The sequence below is a fragment of the Rubrivivax gelatinosus genome (assembly GCF_004340905.1).
In the GTDB taxonomy this organism is placed as follows: domain Bacteria; phylum Pseudomonadota; class Gammaproteobacteria; order Burkholderiales; family Burkholderiaceae_C; genus Rubrivivax; species Rubrivivax gelatinosus.
On sequence record NZ_SLXD01000013.1, the window covers coordinates 16,610 to 32,663 of the forward strand.

At 70.7% G+C, this 16,054-nt stretch carries 14 protein-coding genes; 8 read left to right on the forward strand and 6 right to left on the reverse strand.

The window, feature by feature from the left end:
- The first annotated feature begins 21 nt into the window (after positions 1-21).
- Positions 22-747, forward strand: a complete 726-nt coding sequence (locus tag EV684_RS18745) for a helix-turn-helix transcriptional regulator (RefSeq protein ID WP_132648817.1) — start codon at positions 22-24, stop codon at positions 745-747.
- Between the two features lie 19 nt (positions 748-766).
- Here the strand turns inward: EV684_RS18745 and EV684_RS18750 are convergent, their stop codons facing one another.
- Both EV684_RS18750 and EV684_RS18755 read right to left on the reverse strand, forming a co-directional pair.
- On the reverse strand, positions 767-1,693 hold the full coding sequence (locus EV684_RS18750) for a M48 family metallopeptidase (protein ID WP_132648818.1): 927 nt from the start codon (positions 1,691-1,693) through the stop codon (positions 767-769).
- Positions 1,694-1,755: 62 nt separating this feature from the next.
- Positions 1,756-3,333 carry an AmpG family muropeptide MFS transporter gene (locus EV684_RS18755; RefSeq protein ID WP_132648819.1) on the reverse strand — a complete coding sequence of 526 codons (1,578 nt, stop codon included), beginning with the start codon at positions 3,331-3,333 and terminating at the stop codon, positions 1,756-1,758.
- A 66-nt stretch (positions 3,334-3,399) separates the two neighbouring features.
- On the opposite strand from EV684_RS18755, the gene trxC reads away from it, so the two are divergent.
- The gene (gene trxC / locus EV684_RS18760) at positions 3,400-3,834 is read left to right on the forward strand and encodes a thioredoxin TrxC (protein ID WP_132648820.1); all 435 of its coding nucleotides are present in this window, start codon (positions 3,400-3,402) and stop codon (positions 3,832-3,834) included.
- Positions 3,835-3,846: 12 nt separating this feature from the next.
- On the opposite strand, the gene EV684_RS18765 is transcribed toward trxC, so the two are convergent.
- The 3 genes from EV684_RS18765 to EV684_RS18775 all read right to left on the reverse strand — a co-directional run bounded on the left by EV684_RS18765 (position 3,847) and on the right by EV684_RS18775 (position 8,521).
- Positions 3,847-4,620, reverse strand: coding sequence for an N-acyl amino acid synthase FeeM domain-containing protein (locus tag EV684_RS18765; protein WP_132648821.1), 774 nt, complete (start codon positions 4,618-4,620; stop codon positions 3,847-3,849).
- Positions 4,621-4,853: 233 nt separating this feature from the next.
- Positions 4,854-6,689 carry an ABC transporter substrate-binding protein gene (locus EV684_RS18770; RefSeq protein ID WP_132648822.1) on the reverse strand — a complete coding sequence of 612 codons (1,836 nt, stop codon included), beginning with the start codon at positions 6,687-6,689 and terminating at the stop codon, positions 4,854-4,856.
- Between the two features lie 14 nt (positions 6,690-6,703).
- Positions 6,704-8,521 (reverse strand): ABC transporter substrate-binding protein, encoded by a 1,818-nt coding sequence (locus EV684_RS18775; RefSeq protein ID WP_132648823.1) that lies wholly within the window; start codon positions 8,519-8,521, stop codon positions 6,704-6,706.
- Positions 8,522-8,779: 258 nt separating this feature from the next.
- Here EV684_RS18775 and EV684_RS18780 point away from each other — a divergent pair, with 258 nt between their 5' ends.
- The 3 genes from EV684_RS18780 to EV684_RS18790 are packed head-to-tail and all read left to right on the forward strand — an operon-like array spanning position 8,780 to position 12,464.
- Positions 8,780-9,718, forward strand: coding sequence for an ABC transporter permease (locus tag EV684_RS18780; protein WP_132648824.1), 939 nt, complete (start codon positions 8,780-8,782; stop codon positions 9,716-9,718).
- Between the two features lie 8 nt (positions 9,719-9,726).
- On the forward strand, positions 9,727-10,770 hold the full coding sequence (locus EV684_RS18785; protein ID WP_132648825.1) for an ABC transporter permease: 1,044 nt from the start codon (positions 9,727-9,729) through the stop codon (positions 10,768-10,770).
- A 26-nt stretch (positions 10,771-10,796) separates the two neighbouring features.
- Entirely contained in the window at positions 10,797-12,464 is a 1,668-nt protein-coding gene (locus EV684_RS18790; protein WP_132648826.1) for an ABC transporter ATP-binding protein, read from the forward strand.
- 3 nt (positions 12,465-12,467) lie between these two features.
- On the opposite strand, the gene EV684_RS18795 is transcribed toward EV684_RS18790, so the two are convergent.
- Positions 12,468-12,941: an SET domain-containing protein gene (locus tag EV684_RS18795; protein WP_132648827.1), complete on the reverse strand. Its 474-nt coding sequence runs from the start codon at positions 12,939-12,941 to the stop codon at positions 12,468-12,470.
- Between the two features lie 62 nt (positions 12,942-13,003).
- Here EV684_RS18795 and mnmA point away from each other — a divergent pair, with 62 nt between their 5' ends.
- Genes mnmA through EV684_RS18810 form a run of 3 tightly spaced genes read left to right on the forward strand, consistent with a single transcriptional unit; the run spans position 13,004 to position 16,051 of the window.
- Positions 13,004-14,095, forward strand: a complete 1,092-nt coding sequence (mnmA, locus tag EV684_RS18800; RefSeq protein ID WP_132648828.1) for a tRNA 2-thiouridine(34) synthase MnmA — start codon at positions 13,004-13,006, stop codon at positions 14,093-14,095.
- Between the two features lie 55 nt (positions 14,096-14,150).
- Positions 14,151-15,341 (forward strand): efflux RND transporter periplasmic adaptor subunit, encoded by a 1,191-nt coding sequence (locus EV684_RS18805; protein ID WP_132648995.1) that lies wholly within the window; start codon positions 14,151-14,153, stop codon positions 15,339-15,341.
- On the forward strand, positions 15,338-16,051 hold the full coding sequence (locus tag EV684_RS18810) for an ABC transporter ATP-binding protein (RefSeq protein WP_132648829.1): 714 nt from the start codon (positions 15,338-15,340) through the stop codon (positions 16,049-16,051). The genes EV684_RS18805 and EV684_RS18810 overlap by 4 nt, the downstream gene beginning before the upstream one ends.
- Positions 16,052-16,054 lie beyond the last annotated feature (3 nt).

Genomic DNA, 16,054 nt, shown 5'->3' on the forward strand with positions numbered 1-16,054 from the left:
TCAAACGACTGACGAAAGGCGATGACCATGCTTGAACGGCAGCCTGCCGCACGCTCCGCCACGCCGCCGCTGTTGCCGCGCTCGATGACCGAGCGCACGCCGACCGGCGGATGGGCCCGTTGTCTGGGCCTGATGCTCGACGAGATCGACTACGGCCTGCTGCTGCTCGACGCCAACGGCATCGTGCGCTGGCGCAACGACCGCGCCCAGGCCGAACTCGACGACGCCCATCCGCTGCAGATCAGCGCCGGCCATCTGGGCGCCCAGCTGCCCGAGGACGCCGCACGGCTGGCCGCGGCGGTGGCCGACGCCGCCCAGCGCGGCACGCGCGAGATGCTGACGCTGGGGGCCGGCCGCCAGCGTGTCACGCTGGCTGTCGTGCCGCTGGCTCCCGATGCGCTCGACGGCCACCCCGCGACGATGCTGCTGCTGGGCAAGCGCCAGGTCTGCGAGGATCTGTCGGTGCGCGGCTTCGCGCGGGCGCACCGGCTGACGCCGGCCGAGACGCGGGTGCTCGAAGCCCTGTGCGCCGGCGTCGCGCCGCAGAAGTTCGCCGAACACCAGGGCGTGCGCATCTCCACCGTACGCACCCAGATCGGCAGCATCCGCGAGAAGACCGGCGCGCGCAGCATCCGTTCGCTGGTACGCATGGTCGCGCTGCTGCCGCCGATGGTGCCGGCGCTGCGCGGGGTGGTCTTCGAGCCGATGGAGCGCTGGCCGCTGGAGCGGACCACCGACGCCGCCTGAAGGCGGCGGGCCCGGCGCGTCAGCCGCGCGCCGGCGGCCCGTACTGGCGCGCGGGCTTGGCCGCGCGCTCGTACAGCGGCATCACCTTGGGCAGCTTGGCCTCGATGTCGGCGATGCGTGTCGGGCCCGACGGGTGCGTCGACATGAACTCCGGCGGCGCGTTCTTGTTCGCCTCGATCATCTTCTTCCACAACGAGACGCCGGCACGCGGGTCGTAGCCTGAACGCGCCGCGAGATCCATGCCGACGATGTCGGCCTCGGACTCGTCCTCGCGGCTGAACTTCAGCGTCAGCAGCTGGCCGCCCATGTTGAGCAGCGTGTCGCCGGCCTGACCCAGGCCGAGCAGCGCGCTGACCAGGCCCGCGCCGATGCGCGTGGCCGCCGTCTTGCCCATGCGCTCGCGGGCGTGTTCGCGCAGCGCATGCGCGACCTCGTGGCCCATGATCGTCGCGACCTCGTCGTCGCTGAGCTGCAACTGCTTGAGGATGCCGAAGTAGAAGGCGATCTTGCCGCCCGGCATGCAGAAGGCGTTGAGCTGCTTGCTGCCGATGAGGTTGATCTCCCACTTCCAGTTCGCCGCGCGCCGGTTCCACGGCTGGGCGTAGGGAATGATGCGGTCGGCGATCGAACGCAGGCGCACGAGCTGCGGATGGTCGGCCGGCGCCAGCGCCTTGGCCGCACGCGCCTCGCGCAGCATCTGCTCGTATTGCTGGGCGGCGGCCTGCTCGACGTCTTCGGCCGGCACGAGCTTGGTGAACTTCGACTCGCTGCCGACGTCGCCACGCACGCCCTCCTGCGCCAGCGCCGGGCCGGCGATCGCCACGCCGGCGCCCGCGGCAAGCGCGCCGGTGAACAGGCGGCGGCCGTGCAGCGGGCAGCGGCAGCCCATCGCGTGCAGCATCGGCGGCAGCTCGATGCGGGCGTCGGTGTCGAAGGTGTTCTGCATGGGGCGTCGGACCCGGCTGCCAGCGCCGGGGTTCCGCGTGCGGATTCTAGGAGGCGGCCAGGTCAGTCGTCGGCAATGCCGGCGATCGTGGGGTCGACCTCCAGCGCCCGCACGCTGTCGCGCAACCAGATCAGCATCAGCAGCGCCGGCGCGGCCAGCACCGTGCTCAGCACGAAGAAACTCGGCCAGCCGATGCTCTCGGCCAGTACACCCGCCAGCGGCCCGACCCAGACGCGGCCAACGGCGGCGAAAGCCGACAGCAGCGCGTACTGCGTCGCCGTGAAACGCTGGTTGCACAGGCTCATCAGGAAGGCGACGAAGGCCGCGGTGCCCATGCCGCCGGAGATGTTCTCGAAGGCGACGACCATCAGCAGCCCGCCGTCGACCGGCGTCGGCTGCGCCAGCTGCACGAAGCCCCAGTCGAAGGCCGGGATCAGCAGCCCGGGCAGCGCGCCCTTGCCGTGCACCGCCAGCCACCAGAAGCCGAGGTTGCTCGCCATCTGCAGCACGCCGAAGACGAGCAGCGAGCGCCACAGCCCCAGGCGCAGCATCAGCGCGCCGCCGACCAGGGCGCCGGCGATCGTCAGCCACAGCCCAATCAGCTTGTTGACGACGCCGACCTCGGCCGAGCCGAAGGCCATGGCCTTCAGCAGGAAGGGCGTCATCAGCGAGCCGGCGAAGGCGTCGCCCAGCTTGTAGAGCACGATGAACAGCAGGAAGGCCGCCGCGCCCCGCTGCGAGAAGTAGCTGCGCAGGCCGCCGAGCAGGGTCTCGAAACGCGCCGCCCGGGCCGCCCAGCCGGCCAGCGGCAGCGTGAAGGCCAGGCCCATCATCAGCACGGCGAGCTCGAGCCAGCGCGTCTGCAGCGTCGGCGCCATCGCGCTGGCGGCCAGCAAGGCGCCGAACAGCGCCTGCGCCACCGCGGCGCCGAAACGGTCGGTCAGCAGGACACCGGCAGCCACCGCCGCCAGCACGGCGACGAAGCCGACAAGGTCGTTGCGCGCGAGCGTGGTCTGCCGCGGCGCCGACTTCAGCCGCGGCAGCGCCAGCGCCGACAGCACGGCCAGCGCCACCATCAGCCCGGCCATGAAGCGGTAGACCTCGGGCCAGGTCCAGCCGCCGCCCTGGCCGGGATCGGTCCAGATCAGCGCGATGCCACCCGACAGGATCATCGCCAGCCGGTAGCCCATGACGTTCAGCGACGCACCCAGGCCGCGCTCGCGATGCTCGAGCAGGTCGGTCCGGTAGGCGTCGATGACGACGTCCTGGGACGCCGACACGAACGCCACCAGCACGGCCAGCAGCGCGAAGGCGCGGATCGACGCCGAAGGCGAGGTGGTCGACAACGCGTACAGCACGCCGCCCAGTCCCAGCTGCGTCAGCACCAGCCAGCCGCGCCGCCGCCCCAGGCCGGGAAGCTCGAAGCGGTCCATCAGCGGCGCCCAGAGGAACTTGAAGGTGTAGGGCAGCCCGACGAGGCTGAGGAAACCGATGGTCGCCAGGTCGATGCCGTCGGTCGTCAGCCAGGCCTGCATGGCCTGGCCGGTCAGGGCCAGCGGCAGGCCCGAGGCGAAACCGAGCAGGGTGACGACGAGCAGGCGCTGCAGCGCGGCGGCGCGCTGCGCCAGCGGAGAAGGCATCGGCGGATTCTAGGAGGCGGCCACGCGGGCCTTGATGGGGCGGCGGCCCGCCCTCAGATCGTGAACATGGACCACCCGATCCACCTGCGCTGCCCGCATTGCGAGGCCATGAACCGCCTGCCCGCCGCCCGCCTGGGCGAGGCGCCGAACTGCGGCCGCTGCGGCCGGCCGCTGCTCGACGGCCGCCCGGTCGAACTGGGTGACGCCGACTTCGACGCCGCCGTCGGCGCCCACCCGCTGCCGGTGCTGGTGGACTTCTGGGCGCCCTGGTGCGGGCCCTGCCGGGCGATGGCGCCGGCCTTCGAGCAGGCCGGGCGGGCGCTTGCCGGGCGGGCGCTGCTGGTCAAGGTCAACAGCGACGAGAACCCTCAGTTGGCGGCGCGCTTCGGCATCCGCAGCATCCCGACGCTGATCCGGCTGGAGAACGGGCGCGAGACCCACCGCCACAGCGGCGCGATCCCCGCGCAAGCGATCCAGCAGTTCGCACGCGCGGCCCTGTAAGCCGCGGCGGAATCAGTTGATGGCCGGCGAGACCGGCGTCTGCGCGTTCATCAGCCGGGCGATGATGCCCGTCTCCTCGCGCGGCGAAAACGCATAGGGATAGAGCGAGCGCTCGTCGGCGTCGAGGTCGACACGGCCGCCGAAGGCTTCGATCTGGTCGCGGATGTAGGCGAAGTCGATCGTCAGCAGCACCGCCGGTGCGTTGACGAAACGGTTGGTGCGCTCCTCGCCGATGACACGCGCGCCGAGCATGCGCTCGTAATAGCGCACGTGGCGGGGATTCACTTCCATCACCAGCGCGTCGTAGCCGCGCAGGCGGTGGGCGACGATGTAGGCGACGTGGAACAGCGCGGCCAGCACACGCTTGCTGCCCGAGATGGGGTCGATTGCCAGCTTGGTGAACTCGCACACACGCAGGTTCTGCGCGCGCAGGGCTTCCATCTCGGCGGGAAACGCGTCCTCCGCGCCCAGGCCTTCGGCGCTGTCGAGCGCGACGGTGATCGTGCCGATGGTGTCGTCGTTCTCGGTGGCCGACAGCGTGATGCGGTTGGTGGTCTGGTCGCTCGGCAGCGACACGGCGTGATAACCACGCCAGGCGTAGCGGTCCTTCAGCAGCGAGTTCGCGCGCTGGCGGCAGACATAGGAGTCGGCGGAGCGGATGCGGAACACGCGCTCGGGCAGCTCGGCGGACGGCGCGCGCGCGGGCATCGCACGCCCGTCGGACACCGGGCGCCGCACGGTGCGCTGACCGCCGATCGGCGCCACGATGATCGTGTCAGTCGTCATTACTGGTCTCTTTGGTACCCAACGAGCGGCCGAGTCTGCCGAAGCGACTGCAGCGCGACTGTGAGAAAGGATTACCAGTCTGCCCGAGGATCGTGAGATCACTCACGATTGCGCCCGCAAGTTGTAACAGCCAGTTTACGGGGCGCCATTTGTAGCGTATCGGGAAACACTCGGCGTCGCGCCGGCGCCCCACTCACGTAAGCGCTCGTATCTGACCTGACGCGCCAGTTCGTTCAATCGAGCTTGATGCCGGCCTCGACGCGCATCGCCGGGTCGACGTCGACCAGGTGCCACCACTCGCTCCAGAACACCGGGCGACGGAAGCCGCTGACCCAGGGATGCCACATGTCGGTGCTGATGCGGTGCACCGTCGGCTTGTAGGGCATGTAGGCGACGGCCAGCATCTTGGCCTGGCGGAAGAGGTCGTCGCGCTCCGGGCCGTCCGGCAGCACCGACATGCGGTCGTACAGCGCATCGAACGCCGGAAGGTTGAAGCGAGCCAGGTTCTGGCCGCCGGCCTGCGGGCCGTGCAGGCGGTCGAAGGAACTCTGGCCATCGCGTCCGGAGGCCGAGGACCCGAGCGTCCAAATCTGCAGCTTGCCGGCGCGGGCCAGTTTCAGCTGCTCGGGCCACTGCCCGGTCTGGAAGGTGGTGCGCACACCGATGGCCTGCAGGTTCTTGCGCCAGAGTTCGTCGAACTGGCGGCTGATCTGCGTCGGCTGGGTGGCGTAGACCAGCACCAGCGGTTTGCCGTCGGGCAGTTCGCGCCAGCCGTCGCCGTCGCGGTCGACGTAGCCGTACATGTCCAGCAGCGCGCGCGCACGCGCCGGGTCGTAGTCGCCGGACTCGCTCTTGAACTTGGGGTCGTAGCCCGTCGTGTGCGGCACCACCTGCGACTGCGCCGGGATCGCCTGGCCCTTGCGCGCGACCCGGATCTCGCGCTCGACGTCCATCGACAGCGAGATCGCCCGGCGCAGCGCCACCTTCTCCGGCGTGTAGCCGCCGACCACCGGGTCTTCCATGTTGAAGTAGGTGATCGCGATGTCGGAGTTGACCTGCTGCGCCGCCTGGATGCCTCTGCGCTCGAGGTTGGGCGCCACCTTGCCGTTGGGCATCGCGACGTTGATGAACGAGCCGGGCCCCGCGCTGTACTGGCCGGCGAGCATGTCGATCTGGCCGTTGAGGAAAGCCAGCCAGCGCGGCTGCTCCTCTTCGATGATCGAGATGCGCACCTCGTCGATCATCGGGATGCGACGTCCCTTGAAGCGCGCCAGGATCGCCTGGCCTTCGGTGTCGTCGGCCGCCGGCTCGGCGTCGTAATGCATCTCGCGGAAGTCGGGGTTGCGCTCCAGCACGATCAGCGAGCTGCGCCGCCACTGCTTGAGCTTGAACGGCCCGGTGCCGACCGGATGCTCGGCGATCTTGTCGCCGTAGAACTCGACGACCTCGCGCGCGATGCCGCCCAGCAGGTCCGACGCCGCCAGGTTCTCCAGGAAACGCGGCGAGGGCTCGGACAGCGTGAAGCGGATCGTGTGGCGGTCGAGAGCGCGGAGGCCCTGGATCGGGTGGTCGTAGTCGAAGCGCTTCTTCTGCGCCACGACCTCGCGGCGGTAGTCGGCCAGGCCGGCGATGTTGAAGGTCTCGATCCAGCTCCAGAGCTGGCTGCGGTTGGCCGGGTCGGCGGTGCGCAGGAAGGCGTAGACGTAGTCCTGCGCCACCAGCTCGCGCTTGCGGCCCTTGAACGCCGGGTCGTCGGCGTAATAGATGCCAGGCTGCAGCTTGACGGTCCAGACCTTGTAGTCGGGCGAGACCTCGGGCATGCCGGCGGCCGTCAGCGGCCGGATCTTCACCGGCCGCGCGAGATGGTCGTAGCGGTACAGGGCCTCGAAGATGTGCGGTGTGACGGTGCGCGAGTACAGGTCGCTGATCTGCGACGGGTCGAAACCGGTCTCGGCCGTGGTGAACGCGACGCGCAGGATCTTGCGGCCGCCGTCGGCCGCGGGTTCGGCGGCGTGCACAGCGGTGGTGCAGGCCAGCAGCACGCCGGCCAGGAATGAATAGAACTTCATCGTCTCGGATTCGGTCAGGAACCGCGGCGCGTCTGCGCCTCGGGGTCGAGGTCCACGTACTTCCAGAACTCGCGCACGAAGATGTTGCGGCTGTAGCCCAGCACCCAGGGATGGGCGAGGTCGGTCCAGATGCGGTGCACGGTCGGCTTGTACGGCGCGTAGGCCACGAGCAGCTTCTTGGCGGCGTCCATCGCCTCGCGGCGCTCGGGGCCGTCGGGCAGGCGGGCCTGCTTCTCGTACAGCGCGTTGTAGGCCGGCAGGTCGAAACGCGGGTGGTTGGACTGGCCCTTGTTCGGCCCGTAGCCCAACGCCAGGAAGGTGTCGCCGTCGGGCAGCTCGGCGCTCCAGGCCACGCCCCACAGCATCAGCTTGCCGGCGCGCGAGGCCTTCAGCTGCTCGGGCCACTTGGCGGCCTTGAACACGATGCGCAGGCCGACCGCGTCCATGTTCTTCTTCCACAGCTCATTGAGCTTGCGGCTCACCTGGTCCGGCTGGGTGGAGTACTCCAGCTCCAGCGGGCTGCCGTCGGGCTGCTCACGCCAGCCGTCGCCGTCGCGGTCGACGTAGCCGTACATGTCCAGCAGCGCCCGGGCACGCGCCGGGTCGTAGTCGCCGCTCTCGCTCTTGAGCGCCGGGTCGTAGCCCTGGACCTCGGGGCCGATCATCGACTGCGCCGGGATCGCCTGGCCGCCGCGCACCAGCCGGATCTCGCGCTCGACGTCGACCGCCAGCGCGATCGCCCGGCGCAGCGCCACCTTCTCCGGCGTGTAGCCGCCGACGACCGGGTTCTCCATCGCGAAGTAGGTATAGGCGACGTCGGCCTTGGCGTAGCGCAGCATCAGCACGCCGCGCTTGGCGAGGTTGGGCGCCAGCTCGTTGTTCGGGAAGGCGACGTTGGCGAACTCCGCCGGCACCTGCTCGGCGACGTCCTGCTCCTCGTTCAGGAAGGACAGCCAGCGCGGCTGCGGCTCCTCGATGATCGAGATCTTCACGCGGTCGACGAGCGGCAGGCGCCGGCCCTTGAACTCGCGCGCGACGGCCTGCAGCCGCGCGTCGCCCTCGGGCGCCTGCTCGTCGTAGAGCACGCTGCGGTAGCCCGGGTTGCGGTCGAGCTCGATGCTCGAGCTGCGCTTCCAGGCGCCGAGCTTGAACGGGCCGGTGCCGACCGGGTGCTCGCCGATGCGGTCGCCGTAGAACTCGACGACCTCGCGCGCCACCGCGCCGGTCAGCGAGGCGTCGGCGAAGTTGTAGACGAAGCGCGGCGCCGGCTCGGCCAGCCGCACCTGGAAGGTGTAGCGGTCCAGCGCACGCAGGCCCTCGACCGGCGTGTCGTAGTCGAAGGGCTTGCGCTCTTTCAGCGCCCGCGCGCGCAGCTCCGACAGGCCGAGGATCTTGTTGCTCTCCAGCCGGTAGAGCCGCCCGGCGCGCCAGCGCGGGTCGTAGAAGCGCTTGATCGAGTAGACGTAGTCCTCGGCGACCAGCTCGCGCTTCCTGCCCTTGAACGCCGGATCGTCGGCGAAGTAGATGCCGGGCCGGATGCGGAAGGTGAAGGTGCGGAAGTCGTCCGAGACCTCGGGCATGGCCGCAGCCGTGTTCGGCCGCATGCGCACCGGGCGCTCGAGGAAGGCGTATTCGAGCGGCGCCTCCAGGATGCCGGCGACGACGGTGATCGAGTACAGGTCGCTGATGGCCGCCGGGTCGAAGCCGGTCTCGGCGATCGGGAACGCGTAGCGCAGCGTCTTCGGCGACGAGCCGGCCGTCTGCGCGAAGCCGGCGAGGGCCGTCGCGAGCAGGCAGGCGGCCAGCGCAGCGGACCGGACCAAGCGTTTCATCGGGCAGAGGTTTGGTTACGAAAGCGGCGGAGTCTACGGCGCAGCCGCCCCGCGCGGAGCGTCGCCACCCCGCACGACGGCGGGGATCCGGACGGCTCGCAAGCTCCGTGCCCCGGCCGCGGCTGGCCCGCGTCCTGCTTGCCCCGCCCCGACGCGGGGGAATGACCCGGCGGCGGCACTGCCGCGACGCCCCTACACTCGCGCATCCTGTAACACGGGCGCCGGCACGAGCGGCGCCCGCTTTTCGTTGATTCCCAGATGGCGGCTTACCTGATACGACGCCTGTGGCAGATGATCCCGACGCTTGCCGGGGTGGTGCTGCTGGTGTTCCTGCTGTTCAAGTTCTTCGGCGGTGACCCCGCGGAAATCCTGGGCGGCCTCAACGCGACCCCCGAACAGATCGCGGCGATCCGCCAGGAGCTGGGCCTGGACCAGCCCTGGTCGGTGCAGCTGTGGATCTTCGTGAAGTCGATCCTCACCTTCGACTGGGGCCACAGCTGGGCGACCAACGAGCCGGTGTCCAGCCTGTTCGCCAGCCGGCTGCCGGCGACGCTGACGGTGATGGTGCCGATCCTGATCCTGGACACGCTGCTGGCGCTGCCGATCGCGATGTGGGTGGCCTACCGCCGCGGCTCGCTGACCGACCGCACGATCATGGTCGTGACGACGGTGGCGCTGTCGATCAGCTTCCTGGTCTACGTCATCGTCGGCCAGTACTTCTTCGGCTTCCGCCTGGGCTGGTTCCCGGTGCAGGGCTGGAGCGACTCGACGCTGACCAACCTCGTGACCTACGCGCCGCTGCCGGTGCTGCTGGCGGTGGCCGTCGGCATCGCGCCGCAGACCCGGCTGTACCGCAGCTTCCTGCTCGACGAGCTCGGCCAGGACTACGTGCGCACCGCACGCGCCAAGGGCATGGGCGAAGGCACGGTGCTGTTCAAGCACGTGCTGCGCAACGCGATGATCCCGATCCTGACGAACATCGGTCTGGCCCTGCCCAGCATCTTCGTCGGCTCCTTCCTGATCGAGGTCTTCTTCTCGATCCCCGGCCTGGGCCGCGAGGTCCTGCTGGCCGTCAACCGCAGCGACTACCCGGTGATCCAGGCGGTCACCGTGTACCTGGCCGTGCTGACGATGCTGATCAACCTGCTGACCGACCTGATGTTCAAGGTCGTCGACCCGCGCGTGGTGCTGAAGTGAGTGCCGTCATGTCTTCCCCGGCCGCCGTCGACTCGGCCCAGCAACGTTCCGAAGGCGTCTGGCACGCCGCCTGGCGCCGCTTCAAGGGTGACCGCGTCGGCGTCACCTCGCTGGTCGTCGTCGTCGCCTTCCTGCTGCTGATCCTGCTGTCCTGGGCCGGCGTCGTCGCCGGCGACTGGCAGCGCGAAGTGGGCGTGGCCAACGCGCCGCCGACCTTCGTCGGCCCGGCCGCCGCCACCGAGAAGATGGCGATCGCCGCGCCCAAGGGGCCGAACGTCGACCTGTCCGACGTCGACCCGCTGGCGCCGCGTTATGCCGAGTGGGCCGAACGCGCCGCCAAGCTGAAGACCGAGGAGACGCCCAAGGCCGAGACGCTGCCGCTGGGCGGCGACCGCCTGGGCCGCGACGTGCTCGAGAAGGCCGTCAAGGGCACGCAGATCTCGGTCTTCGTCGGCGTGCTGGCGGCCGTCGTCGCGACGACGATCGGCACGCTGCTGGGCGCCTTCAGCGGCTTCTTCGGCGGCAAGATCGGCGACGCGCTGGAGTGGCTCTACAACGTCTTCGAGTCGGTGCCGGGCATCCTGCTGATCTTCGCCTTCGCCGCGGTGCTGGGCCGGGGCATCGACACCGTGGTGCTGATCCTGGGCCTGACCGGCTGGACCGGCATGTACCGCCAGGTGCGCGCCGAGTTCATCAAGCACGCCAGCCGCGAGTACGTGCGCGCGGCCGAGGCCATCGGCGCGTCGCGCATGTCGCGCATGTTCCGCCACATCCTGCCCAACGTCAGCCACGTCGTGCTGGTGCGCATGGGGCTGCTGGTCGTCGGCTTCATCAAGGCCGAGGTCATCCTGTCCTACCTGGGCCTGGGCGTGCCGGTCGACCAGGTGAGCTGGGGCACGATGCTCGCCGAGGCGCAGAGCGACCTGATCCTGGGCTACTGGTGGCAGCTCGCCGCGGCCACCGGCTTCATGGCGGTGTTCGTCACCGCGTTCTCGCTGATGGCCGACGCCGCGCGCGACGCGCTCGACCCGAAGCTGCGGGGGCTGGAATGAACGCCCCGCACGACACCGCTGCGACGATGACTCCGCTGCTTTCCATCCAGGACCTCAAGGTCGAGTTCCGCATGGGCCAGGGCCAGCGCGCCCAGGCCGTCAAGGGCATCTCTTTCGACGTGCCGGAGAACACCACCGTCGCGCTGGTCGGCGAGTCGGGCTCGGGCAAGAGCGTCACCGCGATGTCGGTGCTGAACCTGCTGCCCGAGAACGCCGAGCGCAGCGGCCGCATCCTGTGGCGCGGGCGCGACCTGCTGAAGAGTTCGCTGAGCGAACTGCAGGCCCTGCGCGGCAAGGAGATCGCCTGCGTCTTCCAGGACCCGATGAGCTCGCTGAACCCGGTGTTCAACGTCGGCCAGCAGCTCGCCGAACCGCTGATGCGCCACCTGGGGCTGACGCGCCGCCAGGCCTGGGCGCGCGCCGAGGAGCTGCTCGGCGAGGTCGGCATCCCCGAGCCCAAGCGCCGCCTGCAGGCCTACCCGCACGAGATGTCCGGCGGCCAGCAGCAGCGCGTGATGATCGCGATGGCGCTGGCCTGCGAACCGAAGCTGCTGATCGCCGACGAGCCGACCACGGCGCTGGACGTGACGATCCAGCGCCAGGTGCTGGAGCTGCTGGGCAAGCTGCGCGAGCGCCACCGCATGAGCCTGCTGTTCATCAGCCACGACCTGGGCGTGGTCGGCGAGATCGCCGACCGCGTCGTCGTGATGCGCCACGGCGCGATCCGCGAGAGCGGCCCGGTGGCGCAGATCTTCGCCGCGCCGCAGGACGCCTACACCAAGGCGCTGCTCGCCTGCCGCCCGGCGCTGGACACCAACCCGGGGCGGCTGATGGTCATCGACGACCACATCGCCGGCCGTGGCGCGGCCGCCGCCGCCCAGGCCAAGGACCCCGAGGCGCCGGTGGTGCTGGAGGTGCGCTCGCTGGCCAAGAGCTTCTGGCTCAAGGAAGGGCTGTTCGGCAAGCGCGAGTTCAAGGCGGTGCGCGACGTCAACTTCAAGCTGCGCCGCGGCCACACGCTGGGCGTGGTCGGCGAGTCGGGCTCGGGCAAGACGACGATGGGACTGACGCTGCTGCGCCTGCACGAGCCGACCGGCGGCGAAGTCATCTTCGACGGCAAGAATCTGCTGAAGCTGAGCGACCGCGAGCGCCAGCTGATGCGCCGGCGCATCCAGATCGTCTTCCAGAACCCGTACGCGAGCCTGAACCCGCGCTTCACGATCGGCCAGGCGCTGATCGAGCCGATGACCATCCACGGCATCGGCGCCGACACCGCCGAGCGCGAGCAGCGTGCGCGCACGCTGCTGGAGAAGGTGGGCCTGGACGGCCGCGCCTTCGGCAAGTACCCGCACGAGTTCTCCGGCGGCCAGCGCCAGCGGGTCGCGATCGCGCGCTGCCTGACGCTGGAGCCCGAGGTGCTGGTGCTCGACGAGGCCGTCTCGGCGCTGGACGTCAGCGTGCAGGCCCAGGTGCTGAACCTGCTGAAGGACCTGCAGGACGAACTCGGCCTGGCCTACGTCTTCATCAGCCACGACCTGTCGGTGGTGCGCTTCATCAGCGACGAGGTGATGGTGATGAAGGACGGCCAGGTGGTCGAGCAGGCGAGCGCCGAACAGATCCTGCTGGCGCCGCAGCAGGACTACACGAAGCGGCTGCTGGCGGCGATCCCGCGCGGGTATCGGCCGGCGGCCTGAGGCTCAGCCGCGCCGGCGCGCCTTCTTCGGGGGCGGCGGCGCGGCCATCGTTCCCCGGCAGCGGGGCGCGCCGCAGCGGCACTCGAAGTCCGCCGGGTCTTCGTCGCCGATGTCCAGCGAGTAGTCGATGAACAGCTCCTCGCCGGCGCGGATCGCGCGCTTGGCCTCGATGGCGATCTGCAGCTTGCCGTCTTCGTCCTCGACCTCGTAGGCCGCGCAGTTGGGCGCGCACGAGTGGTTGAAGTGGCGCGTGCCGTTGCCGCCTTCGCGGCCGTCGATCATCGAGCCGTCGGACAGGCCGAAGAAATAGGTCAGCGCGTTGTCCCAGTCCAGGCGCTCGATCTCCGCGGCGCTCCAGCGCCGGCCGGCGTAGAGCCCCAGGCGCTCGCCGCGGCGCAGGTCGCGCGTGGCGAAGGCGCCGAGGCCGTGCACGTGGCTGTCGCGGACCTCGAAGGCCGGGGCGGGGGCGTCGTTCATCGGCGCGCATTGTGCCGGTGGGCGCAAGGCGGCCGTCCGGGGCGCCGCGGATAATCCACCCCATGCAGGACAAGCGTCGCGTGGTGGTGGGCTTGAGCGGCGGCGTCGACTCCGCGGTCAGCGCCTGGCTGCTCAAGCAGCAGGGCTACGAGGTCGTCGGCCTCTTCATGAAGAACTGGGAGGACGACGACGACAGCGAGTACTGCTCGTCGCGCCAGGACTTCCTCGACGCCGCGGCGGTGGCCGACGTCATCGGCATCGACCTCGAGCACGTCAACTTCGCCGCCGAGTACAAGGACCGCGTCTTCGCCGAGTTCCTGCGCGAGTACCAGGCCGGCCGCACGCCCAACCCGGACGTGCTGTGCAACGCCGAGATCAAGTTCAAGGCCTTCCTCGACCACGCGATGCGCCTGGGCGCCGAGCGCATCGCCACCGGCCACTACGCCCGCGTGCGCGAGCGCGACGGCCGCTTCGAGCTGCTCAAGGGCCTGGACCCGGCCAAGGACCAGAGCTACTTCCTGCACCGCCTGAACCAGGCGCAGCTCTCGCGCACGATGTTCCCGGTCGGCGAACTGCCCAAGACCGAGGTGCGCCGCATCGCCGCCGAGATCGGCCTGCCGAACGCGAAGAAGAAGGACTCGACCGGCATCTGCTTCATCGGCGAGCGCCCGTTCCGCGAGTTCCTCAACCGCTATCTGGCGCAGGCGCCGGGCGACATCGAGGACGAGCGCGGCCGCGTCGTCGGCCGCCACGTGGGCCTGAGCTTCTACACGCTGGGCCAGCGCCAGGGCCTGGGCATCGGCGGGCTGAAGACCGGCGGCGGCGAACACGCGCCCTGGTACGTGGCGCGCAAGGAACTCGAGCGCAACGTGCTGCGCGTCGTGCAGGGCCACGACCACCCCTGGCTGCTGTCGCGCACGCTCAGCGCCGGCGACTGCGCCTGGGTCGCCGGCACGGCGCCGGCCGACAGCGCGCTGGCCGCCAAGACACGCTACCGCCAGGCCGACGCCGCCTGCACGCTGCGCCGCGACGGCGAGGGCGTCGTGCTCGCGTTCGCCGAGCCGCAGTGGGCGGTCACGCCCGGCCAGTCGGCCGTGGTCTACGACGGCGAGGTCTGCCTCGGCGGCGGCGTCATCGAATCATCCGAACCTTGAGGCAGGCCACCCAGGCCCGCAGCGCATGACCGACCCCCAAGCCCCGGCCCGCCCGATGCTCACGCCGCTGACCGCTGCCCGCGGCGCGGCCCCCCGGCGCCGCGGCCGACGCTGGATCTGGCTGGCCGCCGCCGGCATCGCCGCGGCGCTGGCCGTCGCGGCCTGGAGCCGGCGCGCGCCCGAGGTGCAGGCCACCAACGTCGCCAGCGCCTATCCGTCGGCCCGTTTTGCCGAACTCAACGCCTCGGGCTACGTCGTCGCCCAGCGCCGCGCCGCGGTGGCGAGCAAGGCCACCGGCCGGCTGGTCGAGCTGGCGGTGCGCGAAGGCAGCGTCGTCAAGGCCGGCGACCTGATCGCGCGCATCGACGCCGCCGACGTGCTGCCCACGGTGCTCGCCGCCGAAGCCGGCGTGCGCCAGGCCGAAGCCACACGGCGCCAGGCTGCCGTCGAGCTCGACAACGCCCGCGCCGAGCTGGAGCGCACGCTGGGGCTCAAGGAGCAGGGTTTCGTCTCGCCGCAGGCGGTCGACGCGGCGCAGCGCCGCACCGACGCCGCCGCCGCCGCGCTGGCCGCCGCCGACGCCGCAGTCGCCCAGTCGCGCGCCCAGCTGAGCGTGCAGCGTGTCGCCCGCGACAACACCGAGATCCGCGCGCCCTTCGACGGCGTCGTGCTGATCAAGAACGCCAACGTCGGCGACCTGATCACACCGCTGTCCAGCGCCACCGGCGCGCTGGGCGCCGTCGTCACGATGGCCGACATGTCGACGCTGGAAGTCGAGGCCGACGTGTCGGAGGCCAACGTCGGCCGCATCCGCATCGACCAGCCGGTGGAGATCGCGCTCGACGCGCTGCCCGACAAACGTTTCGCCGGCAGCGTGGGGCGCATCGTGCCCACCGTCGACCGCGCCAAGGCGACGGTGATGACCAAGATCCGCTTCGAGCAGCTGGACCCGCGCATCCTGCCGGAGATGGCGGCGCGCGTGGTCTTCCTGTCGCAGGCCGCGACCGAGGCCGACCGCCAGCCGGTGATGGCGCTGAACCCCAAGGCCGTCGTCGAACGCGACGGCCGCCGCGTCGTGCTGCGCATCGCCGCCGACGGCCGGCTCGAAGCGGTGCCGGTGACGGTCGGCCGCACGCTGGGCGACGTCGTCGAGATCACGCCCGGCACGCTGAAACCCGGCGAGCGTGTCGTGCTCGCCCCGGCCGACACGCTGGCCGCCGGCACGCGCGTGACGGTGGCCAAGTGAGCACCACGCCCGGCGCCGGCGCGGCGCCGCTGATCCGCATCCAGGGCCTGCGCAAGACCTACCGCCGCGGCGAGCAGGACATCCCGGTGCTCGAAGGCATCGACCTGGACGTGCACGCCGGCGAGTTCGTCGCGCTGATGGGCCCCAGCGGCTCGGGCAAGAGCACGCTGCTGAACCTGGTGGCCGGCATCGACAAGCCGAGCGCCGGCACGATCGAGATCGCCGGCACCGACATCGCGACGCTGGACGAAGGCCAGCTCGCCGACTGGCGCGCCGCCAACGTCGGCTTCATCTTCCAGTTCTACAACCTGCTGCCGGTGCTGACGGCGGCCGAGAATGTCGAGCTGCCGCTGCTGCTGACCAACCTGTCCGCGCGCGAGCGCCGCGAGCGTGTCGCCCAGGCGCTGGCGCTGGTGTCGCTGGCCGACCGCGCCGCGCACTACCCGAACGAACTGTCCGGCGGGCAGCAGCAGCGCGTGGCGATCGCGCGCGCGCTGGTCGGCGACCCGACGCTGATCGTCGCCGACGAGCCCACCGGCGACCTCGACCGCCACACCGGCGAGGAGGTGCTGTCGCTGCTGGAACAGCTGGTCGACGAACTCGGCAAGACCATCGTCATGGTCACCCACGACCCCAAGGCCGCGGCGCGTGCGCACCGCCTGGTGCACCTGGAAAAAGGCGTGCTGGTCGACGAGGCCGCGGCCGGCTGAACG

What these genes read in the sequence shown, in the direction of transcription:
- EV684_RS18765 (WP_132648821.1), bottom strand. Translation starts at nt 4,620, where the DNA reads ATGACGACTGACACGATCATCGTGGCGCCGATCGGCGGTCAGCGCACC.
- EV684_RS18750 (WP_132648818.1), bottom strand. Translation starts at nt 1,693, where the DNA reads ATGCAGAACACCTTCGACACCGACGCCCGCATCGAGCTGCCGCCGATG.
- EV684_RS18785 (WP_132648825.1), top strand. Translation starts at nt 9,727, where the DNA reads ATGTCTTCCCCGGCCGCCGTCGACTCGGCCCAGCAACGTTCCGAAGGC.
- mnmA (WP_132648828.1), top strand. Translation starts at nt 13,004, where the DNA reads ATGCAGGACAAGCGTCGCGTGGTGGTGGGCTTGAGCGGCGGCGTCGAC.
- EV684_RS18775 (WP_132648823.1), bottom strand. Translation starts at nt 8,521, where the DNA reads ATGAAACGCTTGGTCCGGTCCGCTGCGCTGGCCGCCTGCCTGCTCGCG.
- EV684_RS18795 (WP_132648827.1), bottom strand. Translation starts at nt 12,941, where the DNA reads ATGAACGACGCCCCCGCCCCGGCCTTCGAGGTCCGCGACAGCCACGTG.
- EV684_RS18770 (WP_132648822.1), bottom strand. Translation starts at nt 6,689, where the DNA reads ATGAAGTTCTATTCATTCCTGGCCGGCGTGCTGCTGGCCTGCACCACC.
- EV684_RS18745 (WP_132648817.1), top strand. Translation starts at nt 22, where the DNA reads ATGACCATGCTTGAACGGCAGCCTGCCGCACGCTCCGCCACGCCGCCG.
- trxC (WP_132648820.1), top strand. Translation starts at nt 3,400, where the DNA reads ATGGACCACCCGATCCACCTGCGCTGCCCGCATTGCGAGGCCATGAAC.
- EV684_RS18790 (WP_132648826.1), top strand. Translation starts at nt 10,797, where the DNA reads ATGACTCCGCTGCTTTCCATCCAGGACCTCAAGGTCGAGTTCCGCATG.
- EV684_RS18755 (WP_132648819.1), bottom strand. Translation starts at nt 3,333, where the DNA reads ATGCCTTCTCCGCTGGCGCAGCGCGCCGCCGCGCTGCAGCGCCTGCTC.
- EV684_RS18780 (WP_132648824.1), top strand. Translation starts at nt 8,780, where the DNA reads ATGGCGGCTTACCTGATACGACGCCTGTGGCAGATGATCCCGACGCTT.
- EV684_RS18805 (WP_132648995.1), top strand. Translation starts at nt 14,151, where the DNA reads ATGCTCACGCCGCTGACCGCTGCCCGCGGCGCGGCCCCCCGGCGCCGC.